We start from the raw sequence: 26,317 nt of genomic DNA on the forward strand, positions 1-26,317 counted from the left end.
CACAGATAACAAATTATAATATCTTTGCAAACTGATAATTTAACCACTAAATTATTTAAGTTTAAAATAAATAATCATTATATGAAACTATTAGAAGGAAAAGTAGCGCTGATTACCGGAGCTACAAGAGGAATCGGAAAGGGTATTGCCGAAATTTTTGCTCAACAGGGAGCGAAAGTTGCATTTACTTATGCCGGATCTGTAGAAAAAGCGAAAGAATTGGAAGCTGCTTTAAGTTCTGTAACTCAAATTAAAGGGTATCAGTCTGATGCTTCAGATTATGATGCTGCTTTGAAATTGGTAGATGACGTAATGGCTGAGTTTGGTAAAATTGATATTTTGGTAAACAATGCAGGAATTACAAAAGATAATCTTTTGATGAGAATGTCAAAAGACGACTGGGATACTATTATCAAGGTAAATTTAGATTCTGTATTCAACCTTACCAAAGCGGTAATTAAGCCGATGATGAAAGCAAAATCAGGCTCTATCATCAATATGACTTCTGTAGTTGGTGTAAAAGGAAATGCCGGACAAGCAAATTATGCTGCTTCTAAAGCCGGCGTTATTGGGTTTACAAAATCTATTGCTTTGGAATTAGGTTCTAGAAATATCCGTTGTAACGCAATCGCTCCAGGATTTATTGAGACTGAAATGACGGCTGCTTTAGATGAAAAAACAGTTCAGGGATGGAGAGAAGGTATTCCTTTGAAGAGAGGAGGACAGCCTGAAGATGTGGCAAATGCGTGCGTTTTCTTTGGTAGCGAAATGTCTTCTTATATTTCCGGGCAGGTTTTGAATGTTGATGGTGGAATGCTTACTTAAGAGATTATTTGACCTAAAATATAATCCCTTTCATAAATTTTACGAAAGGGATTTTTTATTTAATCATTAAAAACCTGATTTTCCTGCTCCTGAACTCTGATAAAAGTTGTTCTTTTTGATAATTCTTTCAGCGTTGAAGCTCCAACGTAAGTACAGGTTGAACGAACCCCTCCCAAAATATCTTTCACCGTTTCCGAAACCGGACCTTTGTAAGAAACCTTCACCGTTTTACCTTCCGAAGCTCTGTATTCTGCAACGCCTCCCGAATGTTTATCCATTGCAGTTTTGGAGCTCATTCCGTAGAAAAGTTTATATTTTTTACCATTTTCTTCTACCATTTCACCGCCGCTTTCATCATGACCGGCAAACATTCCGCCCAACATGACAAAATCTGCCCCGCCTCCGAAAGCTTTGGCAACATCGCCCGGAACTTTACAGCCTCCGTCTGCAATGATGTGACCTTTTAAACCATGAGCCGCGTCAGAACATTCAATAATCGCAGAAAGTTGCGGATAGCCGACTCCGGTTTTCACTCTCGTTGTACAAACCGAACCGGGACCGATTCCTACTTTAATAATATCTGCACCGACTAAAAGTAACTCTTCCACCATTTCTCCGGTCACAACGTTTCCTGCAATAATAATTTTATCGGGAAAATTAGTTCTTGCGTTCTTTACAAATTCAACAAAATGTTCTGAGTAACCATTGGCAACATCAATGCAGAGAAACTCGATTTTTGGATGCTTTTCAAGGATTGTTTTTATTTTTTCTTCATCTGCTTTTCCGGTTCCGGTACTCAAAGCAATATATTGATGAATGTCTTCAGACTGAGTATTTAAAAAATTACTCCATTCTTCCGGTGTATAATGTTTGTGAACTGCCGTGATTATTTTATCTTTTGCGAGCTCAACTGCCATTTCAAAAGTCCCGACAGTATCCATATTGGCTGCAATAATCGGTGTTCCTGTCCATTTTTTTTTAGTGTGTCTGAATGTGAATTCTCTTTCAAGATTTACTTCAGAGCGGGATTTTAAAGTAGATCTTTTCGGTCTGAACATTACATCTTTAAATCCCAGTTTTATATCATATTCTATTCGCATAATTTGAAAAATTATTTTAATTAAAATTAGGGAAAAGATTTTTAAGAACACTGACAGGAAGTGTTTTTATAGAATATTTTTAATAGAGGTATAAATAGGTTTTCCCACAGATTTTACAGATTTGCACGGATTTTTTAAATAAAATTGCCACAAATGCACGAATATTATTTAAAGATTACAGTAAATAATTCGTGCATTCGTGGCAAAATAATTTGTGTAAATAAATTCTACATCAGTTCACAGTTAAACATAGATTTCTAACGTAATCATATGTGAAGATCTGTAAAATCTGTGGGAGACCTTTTAATCAAACTTCATCACCTCATTCAGCGTGTTCATATATTCATAAGCGGTCAAATCAAATTTTACAGGAACTATGGAGATATATCCATTTGCCAAAGCTGTTTCATCGGCATCTTCAGATTCATCCATATTGTTGAAATAACCTGTTAACCAATAGTATTTTTTACCGTGAGGATTGATTCTCTCGTCGAAACTTTCTTCCCATTTTGCATTGGCTTGCTTACATATTTTCACCCCTTTTATTTCTTCTTTAAGAAGTTTAGGAATATTTACATTCAAAACAACACCTTTAGGCATCGGGTTTTCCAAAGTTTTTCTTACAATTCCCTGAATATATTCTTTTGCCTGCGTAAAATCTGCTTCCCAACTGAAGTCTAAAAGCGAGAAACCAATTGAAGGCAATCCTTCAACACCGCCTTCAACCGCGGCAGACATTGTTCCCGAATAAATTACATTAATCGAAGAATTTGCACCATGATTAATTCCGGAAACCACAATATCCGGTCTTTTCGGAAGTATTTTATCTAAAGCCATTTTCACACAATCCACCGGAGTCCCGCTGCAGGAGTAATCTTTTTGCGGACCTTCAAGCTGTACTTCTTCATAGCTTAATGTCGAGTTGATGGTAATAGCGTGACCTTTTCCGCTTTGAGGAGAGTTGGGAGCAACCACAATTACATCGCCGATTTCGTTCATAAATTCTACTAAGTTTCTGATACCCGGAGCCGTAATTCCGTCGTCATTTGTTACCAGAATAAGTGGTTTTTCCATATTGTATATTTAATTTTAACAAAGATAAGAATTAAGGTTTGCTCTGTAAAGCAAGTTCAGTTTAATTAAAAATTAATAAAATTCTTTAAAGAAATTTAATAGCTTAAATTATAAAATGTTTTAATATTAAAAAAAACTGAAAACTAATGATTATTTCTAAATAAGGTATTAAATTTGATAGTTTGTAACAGAAATTTAATTGTTACTACTAATTAAAATACTTTTAAAGAAATTAATAAAAATACATTACAGATTTATGTGGAAAAATTTTAAGCTAAATAAATTTTTACTCTTTATTCCATTAACAAGTCTTATGTTTTGTTTCAATTCGCCTAAAAATGATGATGAAAAAATGCAGACGATAATGGTGAGCGTTAAAAACACTCTTTCATACTTACATTACAGCCCAAAACCAATTAACGATGCCTATTCAAAAGATGTTTACAAGCATTATTTTGAAATGATTGATCCTGGAAAAAGATATTTTCTGCAGTCTGATATGAATGAATTTGGTAAGCACGAAACCAAACTGGATGATTATATCAACCAAGGTGATCTGCAGTTTTATAAATTAACGATCGACAGATTATACCAGAGAGTTGACGAAATCGATAAAATTACTCAGGAAATCTTCAGCAAACCAATTAATTTGGAGGAAGACGAAACTTTGACGCTGGAATCTAAACTTAAAAAAGTTCCTGCAGACCAGAAAGAGCAATATAACGAATGGAAAAAATTCATCAAATACAATATTCTTCAGGAAATTGAATCGATGAACAGCAAAGAAGAAGCTCAGAAAGAAAAGAAAGATTCTGTACAGAAATTTAATCTGAAAGATACCATCAAACTTGAAATTCTTTCGCCTCAACAAAAGCTTACAAAAGCAACTGATGAAGTAAAAGATCTGGTAAAAGAAACTTTCACAAGATTCAAAAAAAGAAAGAAAATGGACTGGTTTTCTGTGTATATGAATGCGTACACAGAAGTTTTTGATCCGCATACCAATTATTACTCTCCAAAAGATAAAGAAGATTTTGATACTCAGTTTAAAGGCAAAGTAATCGGAATCGGTGCGATTATTCAGGAGAAAAAAGGAAACCTTTATTTAGGGGCTTTAACGATCGGAGCTCCTGCCTGGAAGTCGAAGAAACTTTCTGAAGGCGATAAAATCTTAAAAGTAAAATCTAAACCGAAAGAAGACCACGTAAATGTTGTGGGAATGCTTTCTGATGAGGCGGTTCGTCTGATTAGAGGTGAAAAAGGAACACCGGTTACTTTAACGGTTCAGAAAAAAGATAAAACGATTGTAGAAGTAACGATGATTCGTGAAGAAGTGGCAATTGAAGATACATTTGCTAAAAGTATTATTGTAAATTCTCCAAATGGTAAAAAATACGGATTTATCAATTTACCAAGCTTTAATGCAGATTTCGAGGATGAAAAAGGAAGAAATGCTTCTGATGACATCAAAAATGAAATCATTAAACTGAAAGCTCAGAATATAGAAGGAATTGTTTTAGACCTAAGAAATAACGGTGGTGGTTCATTAACGGAAGTTGGTGACATTATGGGATTATTTATGAATGCAGGTCCTTACGTTCAGGTAAAAGACGGAAACGGAAAAATCCAAACGCTTAAAAACAAACAGGAAACTCCAATCTGGACGGGTCCTTTAGTAATAATGCAGAATGAAATTTCAGCTTCGGCTTCAGAGATTTTGGCAGGCGCAATGCAGGATTACGGAAGAGCAATTATTGTTGGTTCGCCTCAATCTTATGGTAAAGGAACGGTACAGACTTTTGTTGATTTGAACAGATTCTTAAATACTGAAGATGATTTCGGTTCTTTAAAACTGACGATTCAGAAGTTCTACAGAATTACCGGTGAATCAAACCAAAGAAAAGGAATTGTTTCTGATATTCAGATGAAAGACTTCTTTACCTACGCAGAAATTGGCGAAAGATATGATGATTTTGCTTTAGCTTGGGATAAAATTCCGAGTGCTAATTTCCAAAAGTTAAGCTATTTTGATGTGAAAGCATTAGAAAAAGCAAGCAACGACAGAATGGCAAAAAACGCAAATTATCAGTTATTGCTGGAATCTGCACAATGGAGAGAGCAACTGGATAAAGAAGAAACCATTACATTAAATATCAATAAGTTTAATGAATTGATGAAGCAAAGAAAGGCTCAAATCGAAAAGTTCAAAAAACTGACGAAATTCGATAACGGATTGAAATTTGAAATGTATCCTGCAGAAATCGAAAGAGAGAAAAAAGATGAGGTTTTCAAAAAGAAATCTGAAATGTGGGTGAAAAATCTAAGAAAAGATTCTTATTTACAGGAGGCGATGAATATCGTTTCAGATATGAAAGCAAAGCAGTAAAAGCTTATCAAAACAAAGAAAACCACTAACTAAAAATTAGTGGTTTTTTATGTTTTTGTGGATTATTTTTTACTGCAAAAGCAACAAAAGATTTTGTCACTTTTTAGATAAATCAAAAGCAAACAAAAAAATAATAAAGATTCTTTTGTCACTTTTGCGGTAAAACAAATCTATTTAATCTCAATACAACCTACTCTTCCGCCTGCATTTCCTGTCGGCTGGGTTTGATAATCGTCTTTATCCGCATGAATAATCAAACCTTTTCCCATAATGTTTTTGGCTTCTTCAGGACAGTCAAGACACCATTTATCGGTTTTAAAAGTCAATTTTGCTTTACCGTCTTTGTCAGCAACAAGATTTCCGATATCGCCCATGTGGAAATGAGCGTTTCCCCACTTTCCATGATCAGATTTTGAAGGGTTCCAGTGTCCTCCTGCAGAAGAAGCATCGGGAGCAGAACAGTCTCCTTTTTCATGAATGTGAACCGCATGAATTCCCGGAGTTAAATTACTTACTTCCAGATTCAGAATAACATTATTTCCGTTTTGTGCAAATTTTGCCGTTCCTTCTGTCTTTGTTCCGCTTTTCGCGATAACGTTGTAGGTTTTCGATGTTGAGCAGGAAACCGAAAATAAAGCAATTCCGGCAGCTAATAATAATTTTGTTGGTTTCATATTTTGATATTTAAGTTTAATAATTGGTGTTTTTTATCATCTTTTTAAACTGAAAATACTGTTCAGCACTTCAAATCGACCGTTCAGTCAAAAAAAAGATGAAACGATAAGTTTTAAATATAGTTTTGTAAGCAAATAAACCGCCATGAAGACTATTTATCTTAAATTTCTTTACTTTTTCGCATTTTTAATCAGTGTAATGCATTTTTCTCAAAGCATCAAAATTACAGGAAAAGTAAGCTATAAAAACAAAGGAATTGCTGCAGTAAATGTTACTTTAAAAGATACTTATGATGGAGCAACGACCGATAAAGATGGTAATTTCTCTTTTGAAACTTCCGAAAAAGGGGATCAGATTCTTAGTTTTTCACATTCAAAATATATAGAAGTTGAAAAAAATATCAGCATTTCAAATCAAAATTTGATTATAGATACTGAACTTAAAGAGCAGATAAACGAAATTGATGCAGTAGTGATTACGGCAGGCTCGATTGAAGCGAGTGACAAAAACAGATCGGCAATTATCAGTCCGTTGGATGTTTATACCACTGCAGGTTCAGATGCGCAGATTTCATCTTATCTCACGTATCTTCCGGGAGTTCAGAAAGTAGGAGAAAGTGAAGGTATTGCGATTCGTGGCGGAACAGGAACGGAAGCTAAAATCTTTATGGATGGAAGCCTGATCAACAATTATTTTTCCAATTCAGTTCCGGGAATTGCAGGTCGTGATCGTTTTAATACGTCTTTATTTAAAGGAAATATTTTTTCGAGCGGAGGATATTCTGCACTTTACGGACAGGCTCTTTCCGGAGTTCTGATTCTTGAAAGCGTAGATCTTCCCGATCAGAGTTCTTACGATTTTGGAATTTCTCCTATATTTTTAAACGCAGGTTTTCAGAGAGTAAATGATGACAAAACTTATTCTTACGGAGCAAGTGCAGGATATTCTAATTTAAAATTAATGCAGGAAGTTTTAAACTTTAATACAGATTTTAATAAACCTCCAAGTGGTTTTAACGGAGATCTTAATTTTAGAATAAAAACAAAATCAGGCGGTTTTATTAAATATTACGGAATGTTCAGCAATGATTTGATGGGCGTAAAAACAGCAAGTTTAAATCCTGATTCGCAATATTCTTTAGTTGATTTAAAAGGGAAAAATATTTTCCACAATCTGTCATTTAAACAAAAGTTTGGCAAATATCTTCTGAATATTGGTTCGTCATATTCTTTCAACCGTTCAGATCTCAATTTTGGTACTGAAACCAATGGAGTACAGTCTGAGCCTGCAAGATTATTAACTGACGGAAATTATTTGAATTTTAAAACCGTTTTAGAAAGAAAAATAAACAGAAAAGTGACAGCAAGAGGAGGTTTTGAACTGAATCATGCACACGAAGAACTTTCTGTTTATGAAGTTCGGAAAGATTATAAAGATTTAATCTCTTCAGCTTTTTTGGAAACAGACCTTTCATTGAGCAACAGATTTTCAGCAAAAGCCGGAGTGAGAGCAGAATATTCATCTTATTTAAAAGAAAGCAATTTTGCGCCCCGTTTTGCGCTTGCTTATCGTTTGGATAAAGACTGGACAACCTCTTTGGCGTATGGAATTTTCTATCAAAATCCTGAAAGCAGATACATCAATTCGCCTGCAAAACTTGATTTTCAGCAGTCACAACATTATATTTTTCAGGTTCAGCGAACTGCGGATGGGAGAAGTTTGAGACTGGAAGCATTTTACAAAAAATATGATGATTTGATTAAAGTTCAGAATATTGCAAATATTCCCGGACAATATCAACCGGTGCAAACTGCCGTTAACAATCAGGGAAATGGTTTCGCAAAAGGAGCAGAATTGTTTTGGAGAGATAAAAAAACGATTAAAAATATCGATTATTGGGTAAGCTATTCTTATCTGGATTCTGAAAGAGATTTTATGAATTATCCGATGACTCTAAAGCCGGGTTTTGCATCACAACATACGGTTTCTGTAGTCGCTAAAAGGTTTTTTCCTGAAATAAAATTTCAGACGAATCTTTCATTTAATTATGCAAAAGGTCGTCCTTATTATGATATTATTTCTGAAAACGGAGCCAATATCATCCGAAACGAAGGAAGTCTGAAAGATTACAGTTCGCTCAATCTCAGCTTCAATTACCTGCCAAATATTGGTAAAAAAGATGCTAAAGCGTTTACTGTTTTTGTGTTGAGTGTTTCGAATGTTTTAGGCAGAAAAAATATGTATGGCTATAACTTTTCAAATGACGGAAATTTCAGATCTGCTGTTGTTCCCCCTGTGAATACATTTGTTTTCGTGGGAGCATTTATCAATCTTGGTGTGGATAAAACGCAGGATGCAATTAATAATAATCTTTAAAATATTTTATGAATGTCCGTTTTTAATTATAATACCAAAAATCGACAGTCTTTTTGTCTTTCCGAAGGAATCTAAATCGTTTTATTTCAACGTGATGAGATTCTTTCAGAATGACAAAAATAAAGCTAAAAATTAAATTATTACAAATTACGGATATACATAAAATATTTTTAACCTTAAAAATAACAAAAGCTTTTTGACACATGAGTCACATAGTTTTAGATAAAATGAAAACATTGATAAGAACACATTAGTTTTTTAAAAATCGAAGATTTTCATTCAGGAAAAATAATAGTTTTAGCTGAGTGAAATCGAAGATTCGACCTAGTCAAACGCCTTTGCCTTAAATATATATATAATTTATTTGAATCGGCGAAACTTCGTTTTGCGAACAAAAAATATTCTCATTAATTTTAAAAAAACTTTGCGCACTTTGCGTTTAAAAATTATAAATATCAAACAATTAAAATTTAGAAATCATGAAAAAATTAGTTTTAAGTTTTGCTTTAAGTATGTTGAGTTTAACAGCTTTTGCACAGAGCCATTATGAAAAGGTAATGACTGAAAAAATTGCCAAAATCGAAACCTGCAAAACACCGGAAGACTTTAATGCACTGTCAAACGATTTTCAGAGAATTGCCGATAAAGAAAAAGGGAAGTGGCAACCGAATTATTATGCAGCATTTTCACAAATTCAAAAAGGAAGAGTGTTGATGCGTGAAAATAAAATGACCGAGCTCGATGCCATTGCAGACCAGGCGCAGAAGTTTGTAGATTTAGCCAAAGAAGCAGACAAAAACAATTCTGAAATTTATCTCTTACAGAAAATGATCTATTCATTAAAAATGATGGTGAATCCGATGGAAAGATATATGACTTTCGGAACAAAGGCCGACGAAATGCTTAAAAAAGCAGAAGAACTAAATCCTCAAAACCCAAGGGTAACTTTAATTAAAGCAGAAGATATTTACTTTACTCCGGAGCAATTTGGCGGAAGTAAAAAGAAAGGGATGGAACTATTTAAAGCTTCTTTGGATAAATTCAATTCATTCACGCCAAAAACTGCTTTAGATCCGAATTGGGGAAAATCTGAGGCAGAATATTTTATCAGTCAGTCTGCAGAGAAATAAATATTTAATTTTGTCTGCAATAACTTTTGAATTAATGCTTTTCTTAAGCATGAAACCAATTTATGAAACGCAAAAATTTTATAACATTAGCGTGGGTATCGCTCGGAACGTCGATGTTCTTCTTTTTTGTCTTCACAGATGAGAAAAATATTGAGAATTTTTTATATACCATTATTATTTCATTCATGTATTCATTCGTTTTGGGTGGCGGAAATGGCTTAATAAACGATTTTCTGAATAAAAAGTTTCCGTGGTCTGAAGCAACAACGAAAAGAGGAATCATCAGCATTGTAACGATTCTGATTGCGAACATTATTATGGTATATTTCTGTAATTATATGAATTTTGTAGTTCTTCAGAAAGGAGCGACGACGGAGGAATATTTTATGGGAAAATATAATTATATCAATTGGTTTACCATCAATATTGCGCTTTTGATTTCGGCTTTTCTTCATGCAAAAGGTTTTATGGATGAGCTGAAAAAAACATCCAGAAAAGAAGTTGTAGAGCAGAAACTGATCGCAAAATCTGCCAATGCACAGTTTGAAAGCTTAAAAAATCAGCTCGATCCTCATTTTTTATTTAATTCTTTAAATGTTTTAAGTTCGTTAATTGATGAAAATCCGGTTCAGGCGCAGAAGTTTACTGCGTCAATGTCAAAGATTTACCGATATGTTTTAGAACAGAAAGATAAAGAATTAGTAACGTTGGAAGATGAAATTGAATTTGCCAAAATCTACTGTGATTTGTTGAAAACCCGATTTGAAGACAGTGTGAATTTTGAGTTTGATTTGGATAAAGAAAATCTTAGAAAATTTGTCGTTCCGCTTTCTTTACAGTTGCTTTTGGAAAATTGTATTAAACATAACCTTGCCACATCTTCAAAGCCTTTGATGATCAGAATTTTTACCCAAGGAGATGTTGTATGTATTGAAAATAATCTTCAGATTCGTGAACAGATCAAAGAAAGTGCAGGAATTGGTTTGGCAAATATTGTTCAGCGTTATTCTTTACTGACAGACAGAAATGTTTTTATAGAAAAATCTGAGGATTATTTTAAAGTAAAACTTCCGGTTCTTGATGATAAACCAAATGTTATCAGTATAAATAGTGATGATGAAGATAAAGCTTATGAAAGAGCCCGAAAGAGAGTAAAAGAGATCAAAGGTTTTTATGCAAATCTTGCTTCATACTGCATTATCATTCCTTTTTTAATATTTATAAATCTTTATACTCAAAATAAATACCATTGGTTTTGGTGGCCGCTTTTAGGATGGGGAATTGGCGTTGCTTCTCATGCTTTTCAGGTTTTTGGAATCGGAGAATCGTGGCAGGAAAAAAAGATTCAGGAAATTATGAACAAACAAAAAAACAAAGATCATGGAAAAATTTAACGAAAACGATATTCATTATCAACAGGCAAAAAAGCAGGTAGATAAACTCAGAGGTTTTTATGGGCATTTGTTTTCTTACATCGGTGTAAATTTGATGATTGCTTATTTTAATTATACCAATCTGGCTCCGAATGAAAGTTATTTTCAATTCAAAAACTTTTTTACGGCTACATTTTGGGGAATAGGGCTTCTTGCTCACGCTTTATTTGTTTTCTTACCCAATTTTGACTTTGCTAAAAAATGGGAAGAGAAAAAAATTAAAGAAATTATGGATAAAAATAAATGATAAACACCTGTTGTTCATTTACAAATTTGTTTTACTTCCGTAAGTGAAACGCCATTGTTGATCTTTAAAAAGCTTTTTGATTTAAATTCTTTGTTTTGCGATAAAATAAACGCAAGGTTAAACGAAAGAAACTCCAAAACTATGCTGGACTAAGTAAAACTAAGGCACTTCGTTTATCAAAGAAATACAGGTGATAAACGTATAATTTCTCTGTGTTTAAAGAAAAATAAAAAATCCCGATTCGGCTGAGTCGGGATTTTTGCAGTTCAGTATCGAAAAATTACAGCTCGGTCATATAAAGTTGAATCGAGCTTAGCTTTCGCCCTACATTTGACTCAAGAAAACAAACAAATACTAATTTTAAAACAAAACATCATGGAAAATTTATCTGTCAACCAAGAAAATTTAGCATACCGCAAAGCAGCAAAAAGAGTAAAAGATTTAAAAGGATTCTACGGAAACCTTACTTCTTATTGTCTGGTAATTCCTTTTTTACTGGTCATTAATCTTTTGACATCTCCGAATGAATTATGGTTTTACTGGCCAATGTTAGGTTGGGGAATAGGAATTGTAGCTCACGCAGTAAACGTTTTCGGAATAGGAAAAGATTGGGAAGAGAAAAAAATCCAGCAACTGATGGATGAAGAGAGAAGAAGCAAAAAATCACTTTAATTAATCATCAATAAAAATTTAATATTATGGATTATAACAACGCTAAAAACAGAGTAAAAGATTTAAAATCATTCTATAAAAATTGTATGTGGTTCGGAATCGTTGCCGGAATTATCTTCATAAGAAATTTCGTAAAATATATAGAAACTGATCATATTTTTCACGGTTCAATTATACTGACAGTTTGGGGAATTATTTTATCCGTAAAAGCCGTAAAACTTTTTGTTTTTGATGCTGAATGGGAAAATAAAATCATTGAAAAAGAACTTCAAAAGACCAAAAAACCGATTAATTTTTAAAACTGAAAAGATTTAATTAATTTTATCAGAATTAAAGCTAAAAACCAAACTCAATGATCAGAACTGTCATTATCGAAGACGAAAAACCTGCGGCAAGAAAATTAGAAAGAATGTTGAGTTTATTTCCTGATTTAGAGCTTGTTGCAAACCTCGAATCGGTAGAGGATGCAGTAAGCTGGTTTTCGGAGAATGAACATCCACAATTGATTTTTTCTGATATTGTTTTAGGAGACGGTTTATCATTCGACATTTTTGAAAAAATTTCAACAAAGGCTTTTATCATTTATACGACCGCTTTTGATCAGTATACTTTAAAAGCGTTCAAACTCAACAGCATCGATTATCTTCTAAAACCAATTATGGAAGAAGATCTTGCGGGAGCAATTGAGAAATTCAAATCGTTTATTCCTTCTGATCAATCGGTGAATTCTGATGATATTAAGCAATTAATTAAGAAAGAAAAATCTACACTTTCAAGAATCTTGGTAAAGATTGGCTACAATTTAAAGATTGTTCAGACTCACGAAATCAGCTGTTTTTACAGTGAAAACAAGATTGTTTATTTACAAACTCAGGACAGAGTTTATCCTTCAGACTTTACTTTAGATGAGCTTACTGAAGTTCTCGATGATAAGAAGTTTTTCCGTGTGAACAGACAGTTTATTATCAATTCAGATTACATCAAAAATATTCATACCTCGCCCAATTATAAAGTGGAACTGAATTTTCAGCCCAACGAAGAAATCACAGTTAGTCGAGAAAGGGTAAAAGATTTCAAAGATTGGCTGGTGAATTGATTTGTTTTAAATCAACAAAAAAAAGAGGCCTGAATCTTTTCAAAACCTCTCAATAAAAATTTTTTATTTAAAATATTTTTCTACGAAATCACGCCGCTTCCAATCAACTCATCATCCAAATACCAAGCTGCAAACTGCCCTTCGGCGATTGCAGATTGTGGGTTTTCAAATTCCATGTAAAACGCATTTTCAAACTGATAAATCGTTGCATTTTCTAAAGTCTGTCTGTAACGGAATCTGGCCAATACTTCCATCGATTCTCCGTTTTGTAACCTTAAATCTTCACGAACCCAATGGAGTTCAGAATTATCGATTTTCAAAGCCTTTTTATGCAATCCAGGGAAACGATGACTTTCACCAACGAAGATGATATTGTTTTTCATATCTCTTGACACGATAAAACAGCTTTCTTTATGTCCGCCAATTCCAAGTCCTTTACTTTGTCCGATTGTGAAAAACTGAGCACCTTGATGCTTACCGATTACTTTTCCGTCAGCTTTTTTATAATCGATTTTTTTGCTTAAATATTCCAGTTCGTCTTCTTTTGAAGAAAATTCCGGAGTTTCCTGAGCAAAAAGTGGAGAATCTTTAAAAATTTCAACAATTTCGCCTTCTTTAGAAACCAGTTGCTGCTGTAAAAATTGAGGTAAACTTACTTTTCCGATAAAGCACAACCCTTGAGAATCTTTTTTATCAGCGGTTACCAGTTCCATTTCTCTTGCGATTTCTCTTACTTCGGGCTTCGTCAATTCTCCAATCGGAAATAAAGCTTTAGACAATTGATCCTGACTCAACTGACATAAAAAATACGATTGATCTTTATTGCTGTCTTTTCCCGCCAGCAAATGAAAAATTTCTTTTCCGTTTTCATCAAAAGTAGAATCTACTCTTGCATAATGTCCTGTTGCTACTTTATCGGCTCCCAAAGACATTGCGGTCTTCATGAAAACGTCAAACTTAACTTCTCTGTTGCACAAAACATCAGGATTCGGAGTTCTTCCTTTCTGATATTCATCAAACATATAATCAACGATTCTTTCCTTGTAAAGTTCGCTCATATCAATCACCTGAAACGGAATTCCAAGCTTTTGAGCCACCATTAAAGCATCATTGCTGTCTTCAATCCACGGACATTCATCTTCCAGTGTTACGGAAGCATCATTCCAGTTTCTCATAAAAAGAGCGACGACTTCGTGCCCTTGCTGTTGCAGCAAATACGCTGTAACACTCGAATCTACACCTCCTGAAAGGCCTACTACTACTTTCATAATTTCAATTTTACGAAACTCTTAACGGGAGTTCTTAGTTGAGCTGCAAAATTACAATAATCCTGTTCTCAAAAAAAATGATAATTTTAGGGATTGATAAAAACGATAAAATCAGTTATCGCTTAATTTCGCCAAACAAAAATATTTAAATATGAAAAAACTGTTTATTACTTCATGTGTTTTGATTTTTGGATTATCATTCTCTCAAGTTGCAGTAGGAACACCAACTTCTGAAACCAACAGATGGACTTTCGGAGGAGGTTTAGGCGTAGGTTTTGGAAGCAATTCTTATTTTAATTTGCAGGTTGCACCCAGAGTGGGGTATCGTTTAACAAATGATTTGGAAGCGGGTTTAATTGGAAGTATTTCGTGGCAGACTTCGGATTTTTATAAATCTACGATGTTTGGCGTTGGTCCGTTCGTGAATTATTATTTTGCAAGATCATTCTTTGTAAGCGGAAATCTGCAGCACTTTTTCGTCAATTATCAGGATAAATTTTATGATTTTACATCGAATCAACAGGAAACTGCGCTCTATTTAGGAGGAGGCTATATGCAGCAGGTTGGTAATAATTCTTTTTTGCAGCTCGGTTTGATGTACAATGTTTTGTATAAAGAAAACAGCAGTATTTTCTCAGGTGGTTTGATTCCTACTGTGGGTTTTGTGGTTGGATTGTAAATAAAATAGCCATGAAAATTCTCATGGTTATTTTTGTTAGTAATTGAATCAATAAAATTAGTTTTCAGATTCAAATTTGATTTCAAAAAATGGATTTTTAAAATATCCTTTAAACTTTCTTTTATTCAAACCTAAAGTAAAAAGAACAAATAATCCTAATAAACTGATAATTAAAAATAAGTCCATTAATAATTTTTTTAAATTTATAATCAACCCTAGACACAATAAAGACAATTTGCAGGGTATATAAACAAAAAAAGCCCCCCGCATTGCGAGAGACTTTGTCTTCGAAGCGAAGGTAAAGTTTTGATTTCATATCTGCAAATTGAAAATGTTAAAGAGGAAAAATTTTTCTTTTAAAAACGGTTTTAATAACATTATTTTGTCAAACCTAATGTTAAGTATAATTAAGGAGAGGATTTTAAGTATTAATTAAAAAAGCATCGAGAAATTTTTCCCGATGCTTTTCATTTATAATCAATCAATTACTCTAAGATTGTGACTTTTCAGCCGATTTTTTAGGCTTTGAAGTTTTACCTTCCAATCCATCTTTGGCTTCATTTACATCTAAAACAACCGTTTCACCTTCAGATAATTGTTTATTCACCAACATTTCTGCCAATAAATCTTCAATATACTTCTGAATAGCTCTCTTTAATGGTCTTGCTCCGAAATCTTTATCCCAACCTTTTTCAGAGATGAAATCTTTGGCTTCTGTAGTTAACTCCACTTTATAGCCTAATTTTTCAAGTCTTCCGTAAAGTTTTCCTAATTCAAGATCAATAATTTTCTTGATATCGGTTTGTTCAAGAGAGTTGAAGATGACAATATCATCGATTCTGTTTAGGAATTCTGGTGCAAATGCTTTTTTAAGGGCATTTTCAATCGTTCCTCTCGCTCTGGAATCAGAATTTGTTTTCTTAGCATTTGTTCCGAATCCTACACCATCACCAAAGTCTTTAATATCTCTTGTACCGATGTTTGATGTAAGAATAATGATTGTATTTCTAAAATCAATTTTTCTGCCCAAACTGTCTGTAACATGACCCTCATCTAAAATCTGCAAAAGAATATTGAATACATCAGGATGCGCTTTTTCAATCTCATCTAAAAGAACAACAGCATAAGGTTTTCTTCTTACAGCTTCTGTTAATTGTCCACCTTCTTCGTAACCAACGTATCCCGGAGGCGCACCAACCAATCTTGAAACAGCAAATTTCTCCATATATTCACTCATGTCGATTCTAATCAAAGCTTCGTCAGAATCAAAGAGTTCTCTTGCCATTACTTTTGCCAGCTCAGTTTTACCCACTCCGGTTGTACCAAGGAAAATAAATGTACCGATAGGTCGGTTAGGATCTTTCAATCCCGCTCTGTTTCTTTGAATTGCTTTTACAACTTTTTTCACAGCATCTTCCTGACCGATCACTTTTCCATTAAGCTGGTCATCCATTTTCGCTAATTTATCAAGCTCATTTTTGCCAACTTTCGTTACAGGAACACCACTCATCATCGAAACAACTTCAGCTACATTTTCCTCAGAAACAGTCTCTTTTTTCTCTTTTACATCTTTATCCCATTGATCCTGAGCAGAATTTAATTCCATCTGAAGACGTTCTTCTTCATCTTTAAGCTTTCTCGCTTCAAGATAATCCTGAGCTTTTACCGCTTTTTGCTTCAATTCTTTGATGTCTTCGATTTTCTTTTCGAAATCAATGATTGCAGTAGGAACTTTCATGTTTTTAATATAAACACGAGATCCTGCTTCATCCATAGCATCAATCGCCTTGTCTGGTAAGAAACGGTCTGTAATATATCTTGCCGTAAGATTTACACAGGCCTGAATTGCTTCTTCGGTATACACTACATTATGGTGTTCTTCATACTTATCCTTGATCTGATTCAAAATCTGAATCGTTTCATCAATTGTAGTAGGTTCCACCATTACTTTCTGGAATCTTCTTTCTAAAGCTCCGTCTTTTTCAATATACTGACGGTATTCATCTAAAGTTGTTGCTCCAATGCACTGAATTTCACCTCTTGCTAAAGCCGGTTTGAACATATTGGAAGCATCTAAACTTCCTGTAGAACTTCCTGCTCCGACAATTGTGTGTAATTCGTCGATGAATAAAATGACGTCACGGTTTTTTTCAAGTTCCGTCATAATCGCTTTCATCCTTTCTTCAAACTGACCACGATATTTTGTTCCGGCAACTAAACTCGCCAGATCTAACGTAATTACTCTTTTACCAAAAAGAACTCTTGAAACTTTTTTCTGCTGAATTCTTAAGGCCAAACCTTCAGCGATGGCAGATTTACCAACTCCGGGTTCACCAATTAGAAGCGGATTATTTTTCTTTCTTCTTGATAAAATCTGAGAAACTCTTTCGATTTCTTTCTCACGTCCGATAACGGGATCTAATTTTCCGTCTCTTGCTAAAGAAGTTAAGTCTCTACCAAAGTTATCTAAGGTGGGCGTTTTGCTTTTTGCAGAACCGAGATTACCTGTAGGTTTTCTCATCTGCTCAAATTCCTCTCTGTCGTCATCGTCATCGTAAGCTGAATTTTGTGGCGCTTCTCCGGAGTTTTTGAGCATCGTTTGATATTCTCTTGAAACTCCTTCGTAATCAATATCGTAAGCTCCCAAAATATTTGAGGTAGGATCTTCATATTTGTATAGAATGCCCAAAAGCAAGTGAACGGTATTAATCTCGTTGCTTTTATATTGTCTGCACTCTAATTCTGCACGTTTAATGGAATGATCTGCCATTTTAGTGAATGAAATATTGGTGACTTCCTCAGAAATAGGATTTAAACTTGCTGTGTTTAAAGTTTCAATTTTTCTTCTGATTTGTGTTAAATCGGCATTAAGCCCTTGAAGGATTTCTTTTGCAGAGTTTTCTGTTTTTATAATACCTAAAAGTAGATGTTCTGTATTAAGAAATTCACTTTTCAGCCTTTTAGCTTCGCTTTTGCTTTGTTTGAACACTTGGCTCAAACCCTGTGAAAACTTATAATCCATAATGTATCTCGTTAGAAAAAAAGCAGTATTACTTTTAATCGTAATCTAAATTACAAATATTTTACCAAAAAACAAAGAATGACTTTATGGCAGATAAATGTTTTTTATCTTATTGAAAATGACTAAGTTTGTCTTCCTCAAATTTTTCTCATGAGTTCCGAGATTACAAATTATATAGGCTATGCCGCTTCAGTTTTCATTGTTTTAAGTTTCATCCTTAAAGATTTAACCAAAATCAGGATCGTTAATTTAATAGGCTGCATCTGTTTTGTCGTTTACGGTATTTTCAGCGGAATGCTTTGGCCGGTTATTATCCCGAATGCCATTGTATGCTTTGTACAAGTGTATCATTTACTGACAGCAAAGAAAAAATAATGAGCCGAAAAAAAGTCATTACTTCCGCATTCAGCAATCTGTATACTGACCAAAGAATCGAAAAAGTCTGCCAAACTTTACATGAAAACGGCTATGAAGTTGATTTAATCGGAAATAACTGGGGCGGAGCAGGAAAAATGGAACGTCCTTATCAATTTTCCAGAATTCTTCTTGTTTCTAAAACTTTGAAAACGGCTTATTTTGAATTTAACTGGAAATTGTATCGGGAATTGTACGGAAAAGTGAAAGAAAACAAAAATATAATTCTTCATGCCAACGATTTGGATGCACTTTTACCCAATTATCTTATTTCAAAAAAATATAAGATTCCATTGGTTTTCGACAGTCATGAAATTTTTTCTGAAATGCCTGCAGTTCAGGGAAAAATGTCTCAGAAATTGTGGCGTTATTTACAGGATAAAATTGTTCCGAATATCAAATTCATGATTACGGCAAGTGGAAGTTATGGAAAATGGTTTCAGAATAAATACGGAATTAAGCCAATAATTGTTCAGAATGCACCAAGAAAAATAGATTTTGATATCGAAATTCCCAATAATCAGCCTAAAACCGTTTTATATCAGGGCGCAATCAATCCTTTCCGTGGAATTGATAAAGCCATTTTGGCAATGCATCATCTCGAAAATGCTATTTTTAAAATTGCAGGAGACGGACCAAGAAAAAAAGAATATGAAGATTTAGTTATTAAAGAAAATCTTCAAAGTAAAGTTCAGTTTTTAGGAAAATTATTGCCCGAAGATTTAAGAAAAATCACTATTACTGCCGATTTGGGAATGAGCATTGAAGAAAATGGTGGCGAAAGTTATTTTTATTCGCTTCCCAACAAGGTTTTAGATTGTATTCAGGCTCGGGTTCCTTTAATTATGGCGAATTTGCCGGAGATGTTGAATATTAAAAATCAATTTGATGTGGGAGAAATTATTGAGAATCATCAACCTGAAAATATTGCTTCTGTGATTCAAAAAGTTTTAGATAAAGGAAGAAAAAATTATCAAAACGAACTTGAAAAAGCTGCAGATATTCTTTGCTGGGAAAATGAAGAGGTAAAATTGCTGGAAGTTTTTGAAAAGGCTTCTCAAAGATAATTTTTCTTTAATGAAACTTAAACGTTCAATACCATTGGTGTTTCAAAATATCTCAGCAAAATATTTAAGTTTCTAAATTTAGTATCTTTGCGGAAATTAATTGTTTAGAATGACCATTAAAGAAAAACAGCAGGAAATAATCGACGAATTTGCCTTTTTGGAAGATTGGGAGCAGAAATATGAATATATTATTGATCTCGGTAAAGAATTAAAAGGTTTGTCTGATGACAAAAAAAACGATGAGAATCTGATTAAAGGTTGTCAAAGTAAAGTTTGGATCGACGCTGAATTTAAAGATGGAAAACTCTTCTTTAATGCAGATTCAGATGGGATTTTACCTAAAGGAATTGTTTCTCTTCTGGTAAGTATTTATAGTGGTCACTCTACAAAAGAAATTCTTGATTCTGATTTTGAATTTATCTCAGAAATCGGGTTGCAGGAATTTTTATCGCCTTCCAGAGCCAATGGTTTGATGGCAATGACCAAACAAATTAAGTTTTACGCTGTTGCATATCAACTGAAATCTTAGTTGTGACCAGAATTTTAGCATACCGTTTTTCCGCTTTTGGTGATGTCGCTATGACAGTGCCGGTTTTTCGTGAGTTTCTAGAGCAAAATCCCGATGTGGAAATTGTAATGGTCTCTCGAAATAATTTTGAGAGCTTATTTGCTGATATTCCGAATGTTATATTTCACGGAATTGACCTTGATGAATATAAGGGTTTCTTAGGAATCAGAAGATTGGGAAAAGAATTGCTGAAATTATACAAACCAAATTATGTTGCTGACTTACACGATGTTATCCGGTCTAAAATATTGGATAAACTGTATGTAAGAAAAGGGTTAAAAGTTTTTAAAATCAATAAAGGGAAGGAAGAAAAAGAAAATCTTACTGATATTTGGAATTTAGACAAAACTCAGCTTAGAAAAACGGTAGAACGCTATGCAGATGTTTTTCGTGATATGGGTTTTAAACTTGAGCTTTCTCATCAGTTAAGGCCAAAATCAATTCAAAAATCCGGAATTGGTTTTGCGCCATTTGCTCAGCATAAAGGGAAAATGCTTCCTTTGGAAAAGTCTTTTGAGCTTGTAAAATTTTTAGCGCAAAAAAACACCATTTACTTTTTCGGGGGCGGAAAAAAAGAAACTGAAACCCTTGAAAGTTGGGAACAGCAAATTCCGAATACAAAAAGTTTAGCCGGAAAACTCAACCTTTCTGAAGAGTTGAATAAAATTGCTCATCTTGAAGTAATGATTTCAATGGATTCAGCTAATATGCATTTAGCCAGTATTGTAGGAACCCGTTGTGTTTCTGTTTGGGGATCTACTCATCCCTATGCCGGATTTCTGGGTTTCGGACAGAGTGAAGGCGATGTTGTACAGATTAAAGATCTTACTTGCAGGCCTTGTTCCGTTTTCGGAGATAAAGAATGTTTCCGTGGAGATTGGGCTTGTCTTGAAGAAATTAATGTGCAGCAAATCATTGATAAAATTTAGCAGATGAAAATTTCTGTTTGCATCCCGATCTATAATTTTGATGTCAGAGAACTGGTTAATGACCTAAAAAAACAGATACAAAACAATTCTATTGACGCTGAAATTATTCTCATTGATGATGCTTCTGATGATGCTTTCAAACAGATAAATAACGAACTTCAAAATCAAGTAGAAAAATTTGTTTTACTTGAGAAAAATGTTGGCAGGTCTAAAATCAGGAATTTATTTTTGAAATATACAGACGGCGATTATTTGCTGTTTCTGGATTGTGATGTTAAAATAGATAACAAAAATTTTCTGACGAATTATTTACAGGAAATAGAAGAAAATAGAGATGTTGAGGTTGTTTATGGTAATTTCAAAATAGATTCAGCATATTCAAAAACTTTACGGAATCGATATTCTGTTGAAAAAGAAATTTTTTCAGTTGAGAGATCATCTGACTTTTTACTTCTGAAAACAGTTAATTTTACTATTAAAAGAGATGTTTTTGAGAAATTTCCATTCAATGAACACTTGATAAATTACGGTTACGAAGATTTTGTATTTGCCAAAACTCTGGAATTTGGAAATGTGAAATTTTCTGCAATTCAAAATCCTGTTATTCATATTGATGATACCTCTAACGAGATTTTTCTAAATAAAACAGAGACCGCTATTAATTCTCTTTTCCAACTTCATCAGGATTCTGAAAATAGGCTGTTCATTAATGATATTAAGGTTTACAGATTCGCAAAAAAGATTATAAAAACAGGATTGAAAAACGTATTTCTAAATTTTTACAATTTAGCTGAGAAAAGGATTAAAAAGAATTTACTTTCCGAGAATCCCAATCTTAAATATCTTGATTTGTTTAAACTGGGATTATTACTGAAGAAAATAAAGGATCAATCTCAAAACTTGGGGAGCAAAATAAAATAATAACTTTGTTATATGTTAAACAATGCCGAACTTTTTAAATTATTTTTACCGGAACTCTTGATTGAACATTTTGAGATTGTGAAATTTGAAGAGGAAAATAAAATTCTCCATATTTATTTTGAAGAGAAAAATACAGCTCCCAAAGAGTTTTCCACACTCATTTTGCAGTCAAAAGGATTTGTTCCTGAAATTACGGCAGATGATTTTCCTCTCCGCGGAAAAACCGTAAAACTCCATATTAAACGCAGAAGATGGACGGAAACAAAAACCGGAAAGATTATTCAGAGAGACTGGAATCTTATTGCCAATGGAACGCGCATGACACAGGATTTTGCCGAGTTCTTAAAAAAAATCAGCCGATACTAAAGCACTTCCCTGCAAAACAATTGGCGAGATGTATGGCGTGGATGGTAAGAAATTCCAAAGGCAGTATAAACAAAGCCTCAGCAATTTTAACGATTGGGAACAAAAACCGCATGCTGAAGAACAGATTCTTTATCCTGAAAATATCTCATCACAGCTCTCCATTGACGAAGTAGCACTTTCCGAGGGTGAACTCTACACCGTTTTAACCTCAAAAAAGGCAAAAGGCAGAAAAGGATGTCTTGTTGCTGTTATCAGGGGAACAAAAAGTGAAACCGTCATTGAACATCTTTTAAAATTAAGTAGAAAAACACGAATGAAAGTTAAAGAAATCACTCTTGATATGGCAGGTTCAATGAAGCTGATTGCTAAAAGATGTTTTCCGGCTGCAACGCAGGTTATAGACCGTTTCCACGTTCAGAAGCTTGCCACCGAAGCGCTGCAGGAGATAAGAATAAAACACCGCTGGGAAGCTATTGAGCTGGAAAATGAGCTTTTGGAAAGATCTAAAGAAAAAGAAGTAAAAACAGAAATTGAAATTTTCAGCAATGGCGATACCAGAAAACAGCTTTTGGCAAGAAGCAGATACCTCTTATACAAAAGCAAAGAGAAATGGACTCTGGAACAAACTCACAGAGCGGAAATTTTATTTTATCAGTATCCCGATTTGGAAAAAGCATACAGTCTGTCTGATGGACTTCGCAAAATTTACAATCAAAATATCACGAAATCGGTGGCGATGCTCAAGCTGGCGCACTGGTTCAAGAACGCTGAGGAATCCGGATTTAAATCTTTCAACACCTTAATGAAAACAATAATGCTAAACTATAATGGTATTCTAAATTACTTTAATGCACGCAGTACAAATGCTTCAGCAGAATCTTTCAATGCAAAAATTAAAAACTTCAGATTACAGCTGCGAGGCGTAAGGGATAAATCGTTTTTCCTATTCAGATTATATAAACTTTTTGCTTAGTCCCCAAGTTTTGAGATTGAGCCGATTTTGTTACTGATCCAGATTGAGCCCTGAAAACTCCTATGAATAGGCATAAAATAAAAAACTCTCAGAATAATCTGAGAGTTTTTGTGGGCCCTGAGGGATTCGAACCCCCGACCCTCTGGGTGTAAACCAGATGCTCTGAACCAACTGAGCTAAGAGCCCTGAATTTTTTTGAAAGGTTTCAGTAAACCTTTGTGGGCCCTGAGGGATTCGAACCCCCGACCCTCTGGGTGTAAACCAGATGCTCTGAACCAACTGAGCTAAGAGCCCTTTTCAACGTTGCCGTTGTTTAGAGTGGTGCAAATATACGACTTATTCACAAATCTCCAAATTTTTTTCTAAAAATTCTCCAACTACAAAGTTACTTCCACCAATGAAAATCATTTCTTCGTAAGTACATTCTTGTTTTGCAGAAAGATACGCTTCCTGTACAGAGTCAAAAATTTTGTAAATTATTTTTGCATCCATCAATAGATTTTCATAATCTTGCGGATGTCTTCCTCTGTTGATTGAAGGTTTTGCAAAGTAAAATTCAGAATTATGGGGCAGTATAGTCATTACTTCATCGATTTTTTTGTCATTAACGAAACCTAAAACGATGTGTTTGTGCTTTTCAATTGAATTTAACTGTGAAAAGACATATTCCAGACCGGCTTGATTGTGTCCCGTATCACAAATTATCAAAGGGTTTTGTGAAAATTCAAACCAACGACCGATAAATCCTGTGTTTTTATGAACATTAAGAAGTCCAATTTCTATATTTTGATCAGAAATTGTGAAATATAATTTTCTTAATTCTTCAATTAAACCTAAAACTACCTTAATATTTTTCTCTTGGTAATTTCCTTTTAAATCTGATTTTAATTCGGTTTTAAGTAAAGTAGCATCGATGAACGTTGCTTGTTCTTTATTGGCTTTGATTTTAATAATATTTTTTACAGATTCATTATCATCGCCAAAAATAATTGGAATGGTAGGTTTAATAATTCCTGCCTTTTCGCCTGCAATTTCCTCAATTGTATTTCCTAAGATATTCTGGTGGTCTAATTGTACATTGGTAATCGCAGAAACGAGAGGCTTAATGATATTGGTTGAATCTAATCTTCCGCCTAAACCAACTTCAATAATTGCTATATCGACATTTTGTTGGGCAAAGTATTCAAATGCCATAATGGTCGTAAACTCAAAAAAGGAGGGTAAAATATCGCCCGGAAGCTTTTTTAGTTTTTGAATAAATTTATAGACAAATTCTTTATCGCAATTTTTCCCGTTTATTTTAATTCTTTCGGTAAAATCAATAAGATGGGGCGAATTGTATAAACCAACTTTGTAACCCGATTCCTGAAGAACAGAAGACAGCATATTGCTCGTAGAGCCTTTTCCGTTGGTTCCGCCGATATGGATGCATTTTATTTTATCTTGTGGATTACCAAAAAAAGCGCAAAGCTTCCTGATATTTTCTAATCCCGGTTTATATGCTTTTTCACCATCAATCTGATAGTTTGGAGCCTGAACGAAAAGCCATTCTACAGCTTCCTGATATTGTTCGTTTGTCATGCCGCAAAATTCTCAAAACTTTCATTAAAATAAAACAATATTTTTCTAAATCTGTAACTTTTTTTAAATCTTAGCGTCTAATGGGAAAAAGAGAATTCAAAATCGTCGTGGCTCAATTTTTTAAGTTTTAAGAACGATGATAATGGTTAAAAACATAAATATTTCCTTATGAAAAGAGTTTTGATAGTCGTTTTAGGATTAGCCTTTGCAGGAGTAAACGCACAGGAGAAATGGTCTTTGCGTGAATGTGTAGATTATGCCGTGAAGCATAATCTTCAGGTAATTCAGAATGAATATTCAAAACAGATTCAGGATTCTAATCTTAAAATTGCTCAGAGAAATTATCTTCCTTCTGTAAGCGCAAATATGGGAAATAATGTAAGTTTCGGTCAGGCTTCTTTGGGAACAGGAAGTATTAGAAACGATAGATTTAGCAATTCTGCGAATCTATCAGCGGATATTTTACTTTACAATAACGGCAGGCTTGAAAAAACAGTCAGAAAAACCCAGTTTGATGTAGAAGCTAGTCATTACGATATTGAAACCATCAAAAATGATATTTCTCTTCAGATTGCCCAGCAATATTTAACCACTTTGCTGAATAAAGAAATTGTGAAAATTTCTCAAAGTGCAGCAGAGAATGCCAAAAAACAATTAGACAGAGCAAAAATTACGACAGAAGTTGGTACAACTGCTCAAACAGTAAAGGCAGAAGCAGAGGCAGCCTGGGCAAGAGAAAAACAAAACCTTAAAACTGCAGAAGTAAACGTTGGAAGAAGTTTATTTGCTTTGGCACAGTTGCTCCAGTTAAAAGATTATAAAAACTTTGATGTAGTAGATGTTGAGGTTTCTGAAAGCTTAACGCCGCAATTAATTGCTGTAGAAGATGTCTTAGAAAAAGCTTACGGAAATCAGCCTCAGATAAAAGCTGCAGAAAGTAGAATAAAAGCTGCAGAAGCACAGACTGAAGTTACCAAAACATCTTTCTGGCCAACTCTTACTGCAAGTGTGGGAATAGGAAGTTTTTATAATAATTTACTAAACACAAGTTTTTCGGGATTTGATGAATTTGGCAATGCTGCCAATGAACGTTCTTTTTTTTCGCAGTATAAAGATAACTTCGGGCAGCAAGGTGGGATAAGTTTAAATATTCCTATTTTCAATAAAGGAATTACAAAACTTCAGGTGGAGCAATCAAAAATCAATGAGAATATTGCTAAAACAACTTTAGAGCAGCAAAAATTAACGGTCAGACAAAATGTACAGCAGGCTCAGTTTGATGCAGATGCCAATTACGAAATTTATCTTGCCGCAACAGAAGCTGAAAAAAGCACAAAACTGGCAATGGATTTTGCAGATAAAAGCTACGCTGCCGGTCGTACAACAATTTTCGATTTGAATATTGCCCGAAATAACTATGCCAATGCTCAAGGTTCTGTGCAACAGGCGAAATTTAATTATCTTTTCAGTCTTAAATTATTGAATTTTTATTCAGGAATTCCGCTAAGTTTGTAG

25 protein-coding genes and 2 tRNA genes are annotated in these 26,317 nt (G+C 34.0%); 18 read left to right on the forward strand and 9 right to left on the reverse strand.

Features of this window, described 5'->3' with window-relative positions; genetic code table 11:
- The first annotated feature begins 81 nt into the window (after positions 1-81).
- Positions 82-825 carry a 3-oxoacyl-[acyl-carrier-protein] reductase gene (gene fabG / locus ACOOWA_RS16280; protein ID WP_421376807.1) on the forward strand — a complete coding sequence of 248 codons (744 nt, stop codon included), beginning with the start codon at positions 82-84 and terminating at the stop codon, positions 823-825.
- A gap of 59 nt (positions 826-884) precedes the next feature.
- Here the strand turns inward: fabG and ACOOWA_RS16285 are convergent, their stop codons facing one another.
- Together ACOOWA_RS16285 and surE are read right to left on the reverse strand one after the other, a co-directional pair.
- Positions 885-1,925, reverse strand: a complete 1,041-nt coding sequence (locus ACOOWA_RS16285) for a GMP reductase (RefSeq protein WP_421376808.1) — start codon at positions 1,923-1,925, stop codon at positions 885-887.
- A 303-nt stretch (positions 1,926-2,228) separates the two neighbouring features.
- Positions 2,229-2,999 carry a 5'/3'-nucleotidase SurE gene (gene surE, locus ACOOWA_RS16290; protein ID WP_421376809.1) on the reverse strand — a complete coding sequence of 257 codons (771 nt, stop codon included), beginning with the start codon at positions 2,997-2,999 and terminating at the stop codon, positions 2,229-2,231.
- Positions 3,000-3,255: 256 nt separating this feature from the next.
- On the opposite strand from surE, the gene ACOOWA_RS16295 reads away from it, so the two are divergent.
- A complete protein-coding gene (locus ACOOWA_RS16295; RefSeq protein ID WP_421376811.1) occupies positions 3,256-5,385 on the forward strand; it encodes a carboxy terminal-processing peptidase in 2,130 nt (709 codons plus the stop codon).
- Positions 5,386-5,555: 170 nt separating this feature from the next.
- Here ACOOWA_RS16295 and ACOOWA_RS16300 read toward each other — a convergent pair whose 3' ends face one another.
- Positions 5,556-6,059, reverse strand: coding sequence for a superoxide dismutase family protein (locus ACOOWA_RS16300; RefSeq protein WP_421376813.1), 504 nt, complete (start codon positions 6,057-6,059; stop codon positions 5,556-5,558).
- Positions 6,060-6,204: 145 nt separating this feature from the next.
- Between ACOOWA_RS16300 and ACOOWA_RS16305 the strand changes: the two genes are divergently transcribed.
- From ACOOWA_RS16305 to ACOOWA_RS16335, 7 genes are all read left to right on the forward strand, one after another.
- Positions 6,205-8,436, forward strand: coding sequence for a TonB-dependent receptor (locus ACOOWA_RS16305; RefSeq protein ID WP_421376815.1), 2,232 nt, complete (start codon positions 6,205-6,207; stop codon positions 8,434-8,436).
- 479 nt (positions 8,437-8,915) lie between these two features.
- Positions 8,916-9,566 (forward strand): hypothetical protein, encoded by a 651-nt coding sequence (locus tag ACOOWA_RS16310; protein WP_421376817.1) that lies wholly within the window; start codon positions 8,916-8,918, stop codon positions 9,564-9,566.
- Positions 9,567-9,628: 62 nt separating this feature from the next.
- Positions 9,629-10,960, forward strand: coding sequence for a 2TM domain-containing protein (locus ACOOWA_RS16315; protein ID WP_421376819.1), 1,332 nt, complete (start codon positions 9,629-9,631; stop codon positions 10,958-10,960).
- Positions 10,947-11,246: a 2TM domain-containing protein gene (locus tag ACOOWA_RS16320; protein WP_421376821.1), complete on the forward strand. Its 300-nt coding sequence runs from the start codon at positions 10,947-10,949 to the stop codon at positions 11,244-11,246. The genes ACOOWA_RS16315 and ACOOWA_RS16320 overlap by 14 nt, the downstream gene beginning before the upstream one ends.
- Positions 11,247-11,621: 375 nt before the next feature.
- Positions 11,622-11,918, forward strand: coding sequence for a 2TM domain-containing protein (locus tag ACOOWA_RS16325; RefSeq protein ID WP_421376823.1), 297 nt, complete (start codon positions 11,622-11,624; stop codon positions 11,916-11,918).
- 26 nt (positions 11,919-11,944) lie between these two features.
- The gene (locus ACOOWA_RS16330) at positions 11,945-12,217 is read left to right on the forward strand and encodes a 2TM domain-containing protein (protein WP_421376825.1); all 273 of its coding nucleotides are present in this window, start codon (positions 11,945-11,947) and stop codon (positions 12,215-12,217) included.
- A 53-nt stretch (positions 12,218-12,270) separates the two neighbouring features.
- The gene (locus ACOOWA_RS16335; RefSeq protein WP_421376826.1) at positions 12,271-13,014 is read left to right on the forward strand and encodes a LytR/AlgR family response regulator transcription factor; all 744 of its coding nucleotides are present in this window, start codon (positions 12,271-12,273) and stop codon (positions 13,012-13,014) included.
- A gap of 80 nt (positions 13,015-13,094) precedes the next feature.
- Here the strand turns inward: ACOOWA_RS16335 and mnmA are convergent, their stop codons facing one another.
- Positions 13,095-14,282, reverse strand: a complete 1,188-nt coding sequence (gene mnmA / locus ACOOWA_RS16340; protein ID WP_421376828.1) for a tRNA 2-thiouridine(34) synthase MnmA — start codon at positions 14,280-14,282, stop codon at positions 13,095-13,097.
- Positions 14,283-14,433: 151 nt separating this feature from the next.
- Between mnmA and ACOOWA_RS16345 the strand changes: the two genes are divergently transcribed.
- Entirely contained in the window at positions 14,434-14,961 is a 528-nt protein-coding gene (locus tag ACOOWA_RS16345; RefSeq protein ID WP_421376830.1) for a hypothetical protein, read from the forward strand.
- 57 nt (positions 14,962-15,018) lie between these two features.
- On the opposite strand, the gene ACOOWA_RS16350 is transcribed toward ACOOWA_RS16345, so the two are convergent.
- Both ACOOWA_RS16350 and ACOOWA_RS16355 read right to left on the reverse strand, forming a co-directional pair.
- Entirely contained in the window at positions 15,019-15,147 is a 129-nt protein-coding gene (locus ACOOWA_RS16350) for a hypothetical protein (RefSeq protein ID WP_421376831.1), read from the reverse strand.
- Positions 15,148-15,451: 304 nt separating this feature from the next.
- The gene (locus ACOOWA_RS16355) at positions 15,452-17,983 is read right to left on the reverse strand and encodes an ATP-dependent Clp protease ATP-binding subunit (protein WP_421376832.1); all 2,532 of its coding nucleotides are present in this window, start codon (positions 17,981-17,983) and stop codon (positions 15,452-15,454) included.
- Between the two features lie 150 nt (positions 17,984-18,133).
- Between ACOOWA_RS16355 and ACOOWA_RS16360 the strand changes: the two genes are divergently transcribed.
- The 7 genes from ACOOWA_RS16360 (at position 18,134) to ACOOWA_RS16390 (ending at position 23,221) form a co-directional block, all read left to right on the forward strand.
- Complete coding sequence (locus ACOOWA_RS16360) at positions 18,134-18,358, forward strand: uroporphyrinogen decarboxylase (RefSeq protein ID WP_421376833.1); 225 nt, start codon at positions 18,134-18,136, stop codon at positions 18,356-18,358.
- Positions 18,358-19,464, forward strand: a complete 1,107-nt coding sequence (locus ACOOWA_RS16365) for a glycosyltransferase (RefSeq protein ID WP_421376834.1) — start codon at positions 18,358-18,360, stop codon at positions 19,462-19,464. The genes ACOOWA_RS16360 and ACOOWA_RS16365 overlap by 1 nt, the downstream gene beginning before the upstream one ends.
- Positions 19,465-19,573: 109 nt before the next feature.
- Entirely contained in the window at positions 19,574-19,993 is a 420-nt protein-coding gene (locus ACOOWA_RS16370) for a SufE family protein (protein ID WP_421376836.1), read from the forward strand.
- A gap of 2 nt (positions 19,994-19,995) precedes the next feature.
- Complete coding sequence (locus ACOOWA_RS16375) at positions 19,996-20,961, forward strand: glycosyltransferase family 9 protein (RefSeq protein ID WP_421376837.1); 966 nt, start codon at positions 19,996-19,998, stop codon at positions 20,959-20,961.
- Between the two features lie 3 nt (positions 20,962-20,964).
- Complete coding sequence (locus ACOOWA_RS16380; RefSeq protein ID WP_421376839.1) at positions 20,965-21,882, forward strand: glycosyltransferase family 2 protein; 918 nt, start codon at positions 20,965-20,967, stop codon at positions 21,880-21,882.
- A gap of 12 nt (positions 21,883-21,894) precedes the next feature.
- Positions 21,895-22,248, forward strand: a complete 354-nt coding sequence (locus ACOOWA_RS16385; protein ID WP_421375321.1) for an ISAon1 family transposase N-terminal region protein — start codon at positions 21,895-21,897, stop codon at positions 22,246-22,248.
- Positions 22,249-22,276: 28 nt separating this feature from the next.
- Positions 22,277-23,221, forward strand: a complete 945-nt coding sequence (locus ACOOWA_RS16390) for an ISAon1 family transposase (RefSeq protein WP_421373631.1) — start codon at positions 22,277-22,279, stop codon at positions 23,219-23,221.
- Positions 23,222-23,332: 111 nt separating this feature from the next.
- On the opposite strand, the gene ACOOWA_RS16395 is transcribed toward ACOOWA_RS16390, so the two are convergent.
- The 3 genes from ACOOWA_RS16395 to ACOOWA_RS16405 all read right to left on the reverse strand — a co-directional run bounded on the left by ACOOWA_RS16395 (position 23,333) and on the right by ACOOWA_RS16405 (position 24,802).
- Positions 23,333-23,407, reverse strand: a tRNA-Val gene (locus ACOOWA_RS16395).
- 33 nt (positions 23,408-23,440) lie between these two features.
- Positions 23,441-23,515: transfer RNA gene (locus ACOOWA_RS16400), tRNA-Val, on the reverse strand.
- Between the two features lie 42 nt (positions 23,516-23,557).
- Positions 23,558-24,802: a bifunctional folylpolyglutamate synthase/dihydrofolate synthase gene (locus ACOOWA_RS16405; RefSeq protein ID WP_421376840.1), complete on the reverse strand. Its 1,245-nt coding sequence runs from the start codon at positions 24,800-24,802 to the stop codon at positions 23,558-23,560.
- A gap of 168 nt (positions 24,803-24,970) precedes the next feature.
- On the opposite strand from ACOOWA_RS16405, the gene ACOOWA_RS16410 reads away from it, so the two are divergent.
- Positions 24,971-26,317 carry a TolC family protein gene (locus ACOOWA_RS16410; protein ID WP_421376841.1) on the forward strand — a complete coding sequence of 449 codons (1,347 nt, stop codon included), beginning with the start codon at positions 24,971-24,973 and terminating at the stop codon, positions 26,315-26,317.

The organism is Chryseobacterium sp. GP-SGM7 (genome assembly GCF_049166575.1).
Lineage (GTDB): Bacteria > Bacteroidota > Bacteroidia > Flavobacteriales > Weeksellaceae > Chryseobacterium.

Bases quoted from the DNA above. Each gene is read 5' to 3' on its own strand.
- ACOOWA_RS16300 (WP_421376813.1), bottom strand. From the start codon at position 6,059: ATGAAACCAACAAAATTATTATTAGCTGCCGGAATTGCTTTATTTTCG.
- ACOOWA_RS16335 (WP_421376826.1), top strand. From the start codon at position 12,271: ATGATCAGAACTGTCATTATCGAAGACGAAAAACCTGCGGCAAGAAAA.
- ACOOWA_RS16315 (WP_421376819.1), top strand. From the start codon at position 9,629: ATGAAACGCAAAAATTTTATAACATTAGCGTGGGTATCGCTCGGAACG.
- ACOOWA_RS16345 (WP_421376830.1), top strand. From the start codon at position 14,434: ATGAAAAAACTGTTTATTACTTCATGTGTTTTGATTTTTGGATTATCA.
- ACOOWA_RS16325 (WP_421376823.1), top strand. From the start codon at position 11,622: ATGGAAAATTTATCTGTCAACCAAGAAAATTTAGCATACCGCAAAGCA.
- ACOOWA_RS16285 (WP_421376808.1), bottom strand. From the start codon at position 1,925: ATGCGAATAGAATATGATATAAAACTGGGATTTAAAGATGTAATGTTC.
- mnmA (WP_421376828.1), bottom strand. From the start codon at position 14,282: ATGAAAGTAGTAGTAGGCCTTTCAGGAGGTGTAGATTCGAGTGTTACA.
- ACOOWA_RS16295 (WP_421376811.1), top strand. From the start codon at position 3,256: ATGTGGAAAAATTTTAAGCTAAATAAATTTTTACTCTTTATTCCATTA.
- surE (WP_421376809.1), bottom strand. From the start codon at position 2,999: ATGGAAAAACCACTTATTCTGGTAACAAATGACGACGGAATTACGGCT.
- ACOOWA_RS16330 (WP_421376825.1), top strand. From the start codon at position 11,945: ATGGATTATAACAACGCTAAAAACAGAGTAAAAGATTTAAAATCATTC.
- ACOOWA_RS16410 (WP_421376841.1), top strand. From the start codon at position 24,971: ATGAAAAGAGTTTTGATAGTCGTTTTAGGATTAGCCTTTGCAGGAGTA.
- ACOOWA_RS16355 (WP_421376832.1), bottom strand. From the start codon at position 17,983: ATGGATTATAAGTTTTCACAGGGTTTGAGCCAAGTGTTCAAACAAAGC.
- ACOOWA_RS16385 (WP_421375321.1), top strand. From the start codon at position 21,895: ATGTTAAACAATGCCGAACTTTTTAAATTATTTTTACCGGAACTCTTG.
- ACOOWA_RS16360 (WP_421376833.1), top strand. From the start codon at position 18,134: ATGAGTTCCGAGATTACAAATTATATAGGCTATGCCGCTTCAGTTTTC.
- ACOOWA_RS16305 (WP_421376815.1), top strand. From the start codon at position 6,205: ATGAAGACTATTTATCTTAAATTTCTTTACTTTTTCGCATTTTTAATC.
- ACOOWA_RS16380 (WP_421376839.1), top strand. From the start codon at position 20,965: ATGAAAATTTCTGTTTGCATCCCGATCTATAATTTTGATGTCAGAGAA.
- ACOOWA_RS16310 (WP_421376817.1), top strand. From the start codon at position 8,916: ATGAAAAAATTAGTTTTAAGTTTTGCTTTAAGTATGTTGAGTTTAACA.
- ACOOWA_RS16390 (WP_421373631.1), top strand. From the start codon at position 22,277: ATGTATGGCGTGGATGGTAAGAAATTCCAAAGGCAGTATAAACAAAGC.
- fabG (WP_421376807.1), top strand. From the start codon at position 82: ATGAAACTATTAGAAGGAAAAGTAGCGCTGATTACCGGAGCTACAAGA.
- ACOOWA_RS16365 (WP_421376834.1), top strand. From the start codon at position 18,358: ATGAGCCGAAAAAAAGTCATTACTTCCGCATTCAGCAATCTGTATACT.
- ACOOWA_RS16350 (WP_421376831.1), bottom strand. From the start codon at position 15,147: ATGGACTTATTTTTAATTATCAGTTTATTAGGATTATTTGTTCTTTTT.
- ACOOWA_RS16405 (WP_421376840.1), bottom strand. From the start codon at position 24,802: ATGACAAACGAACAATATCAGGAAGCTGTAGAATGGCTTTTCGTTCAG.
- ACOOWA_RS16320 (WP_421376821.1), top strand. From the start codon at position 10,947: ATGGAAAAATTTAACGAAAACGATATTCATTATCAACAGGCAAAAAAG.
- ACOOWA_RS16370 (WP_421376836.1), top strand. From the start codon at position 19,574: ATGACCATTAAAGAAAAACAGCAGGAAATAATCGACGAATTTGCCTTT.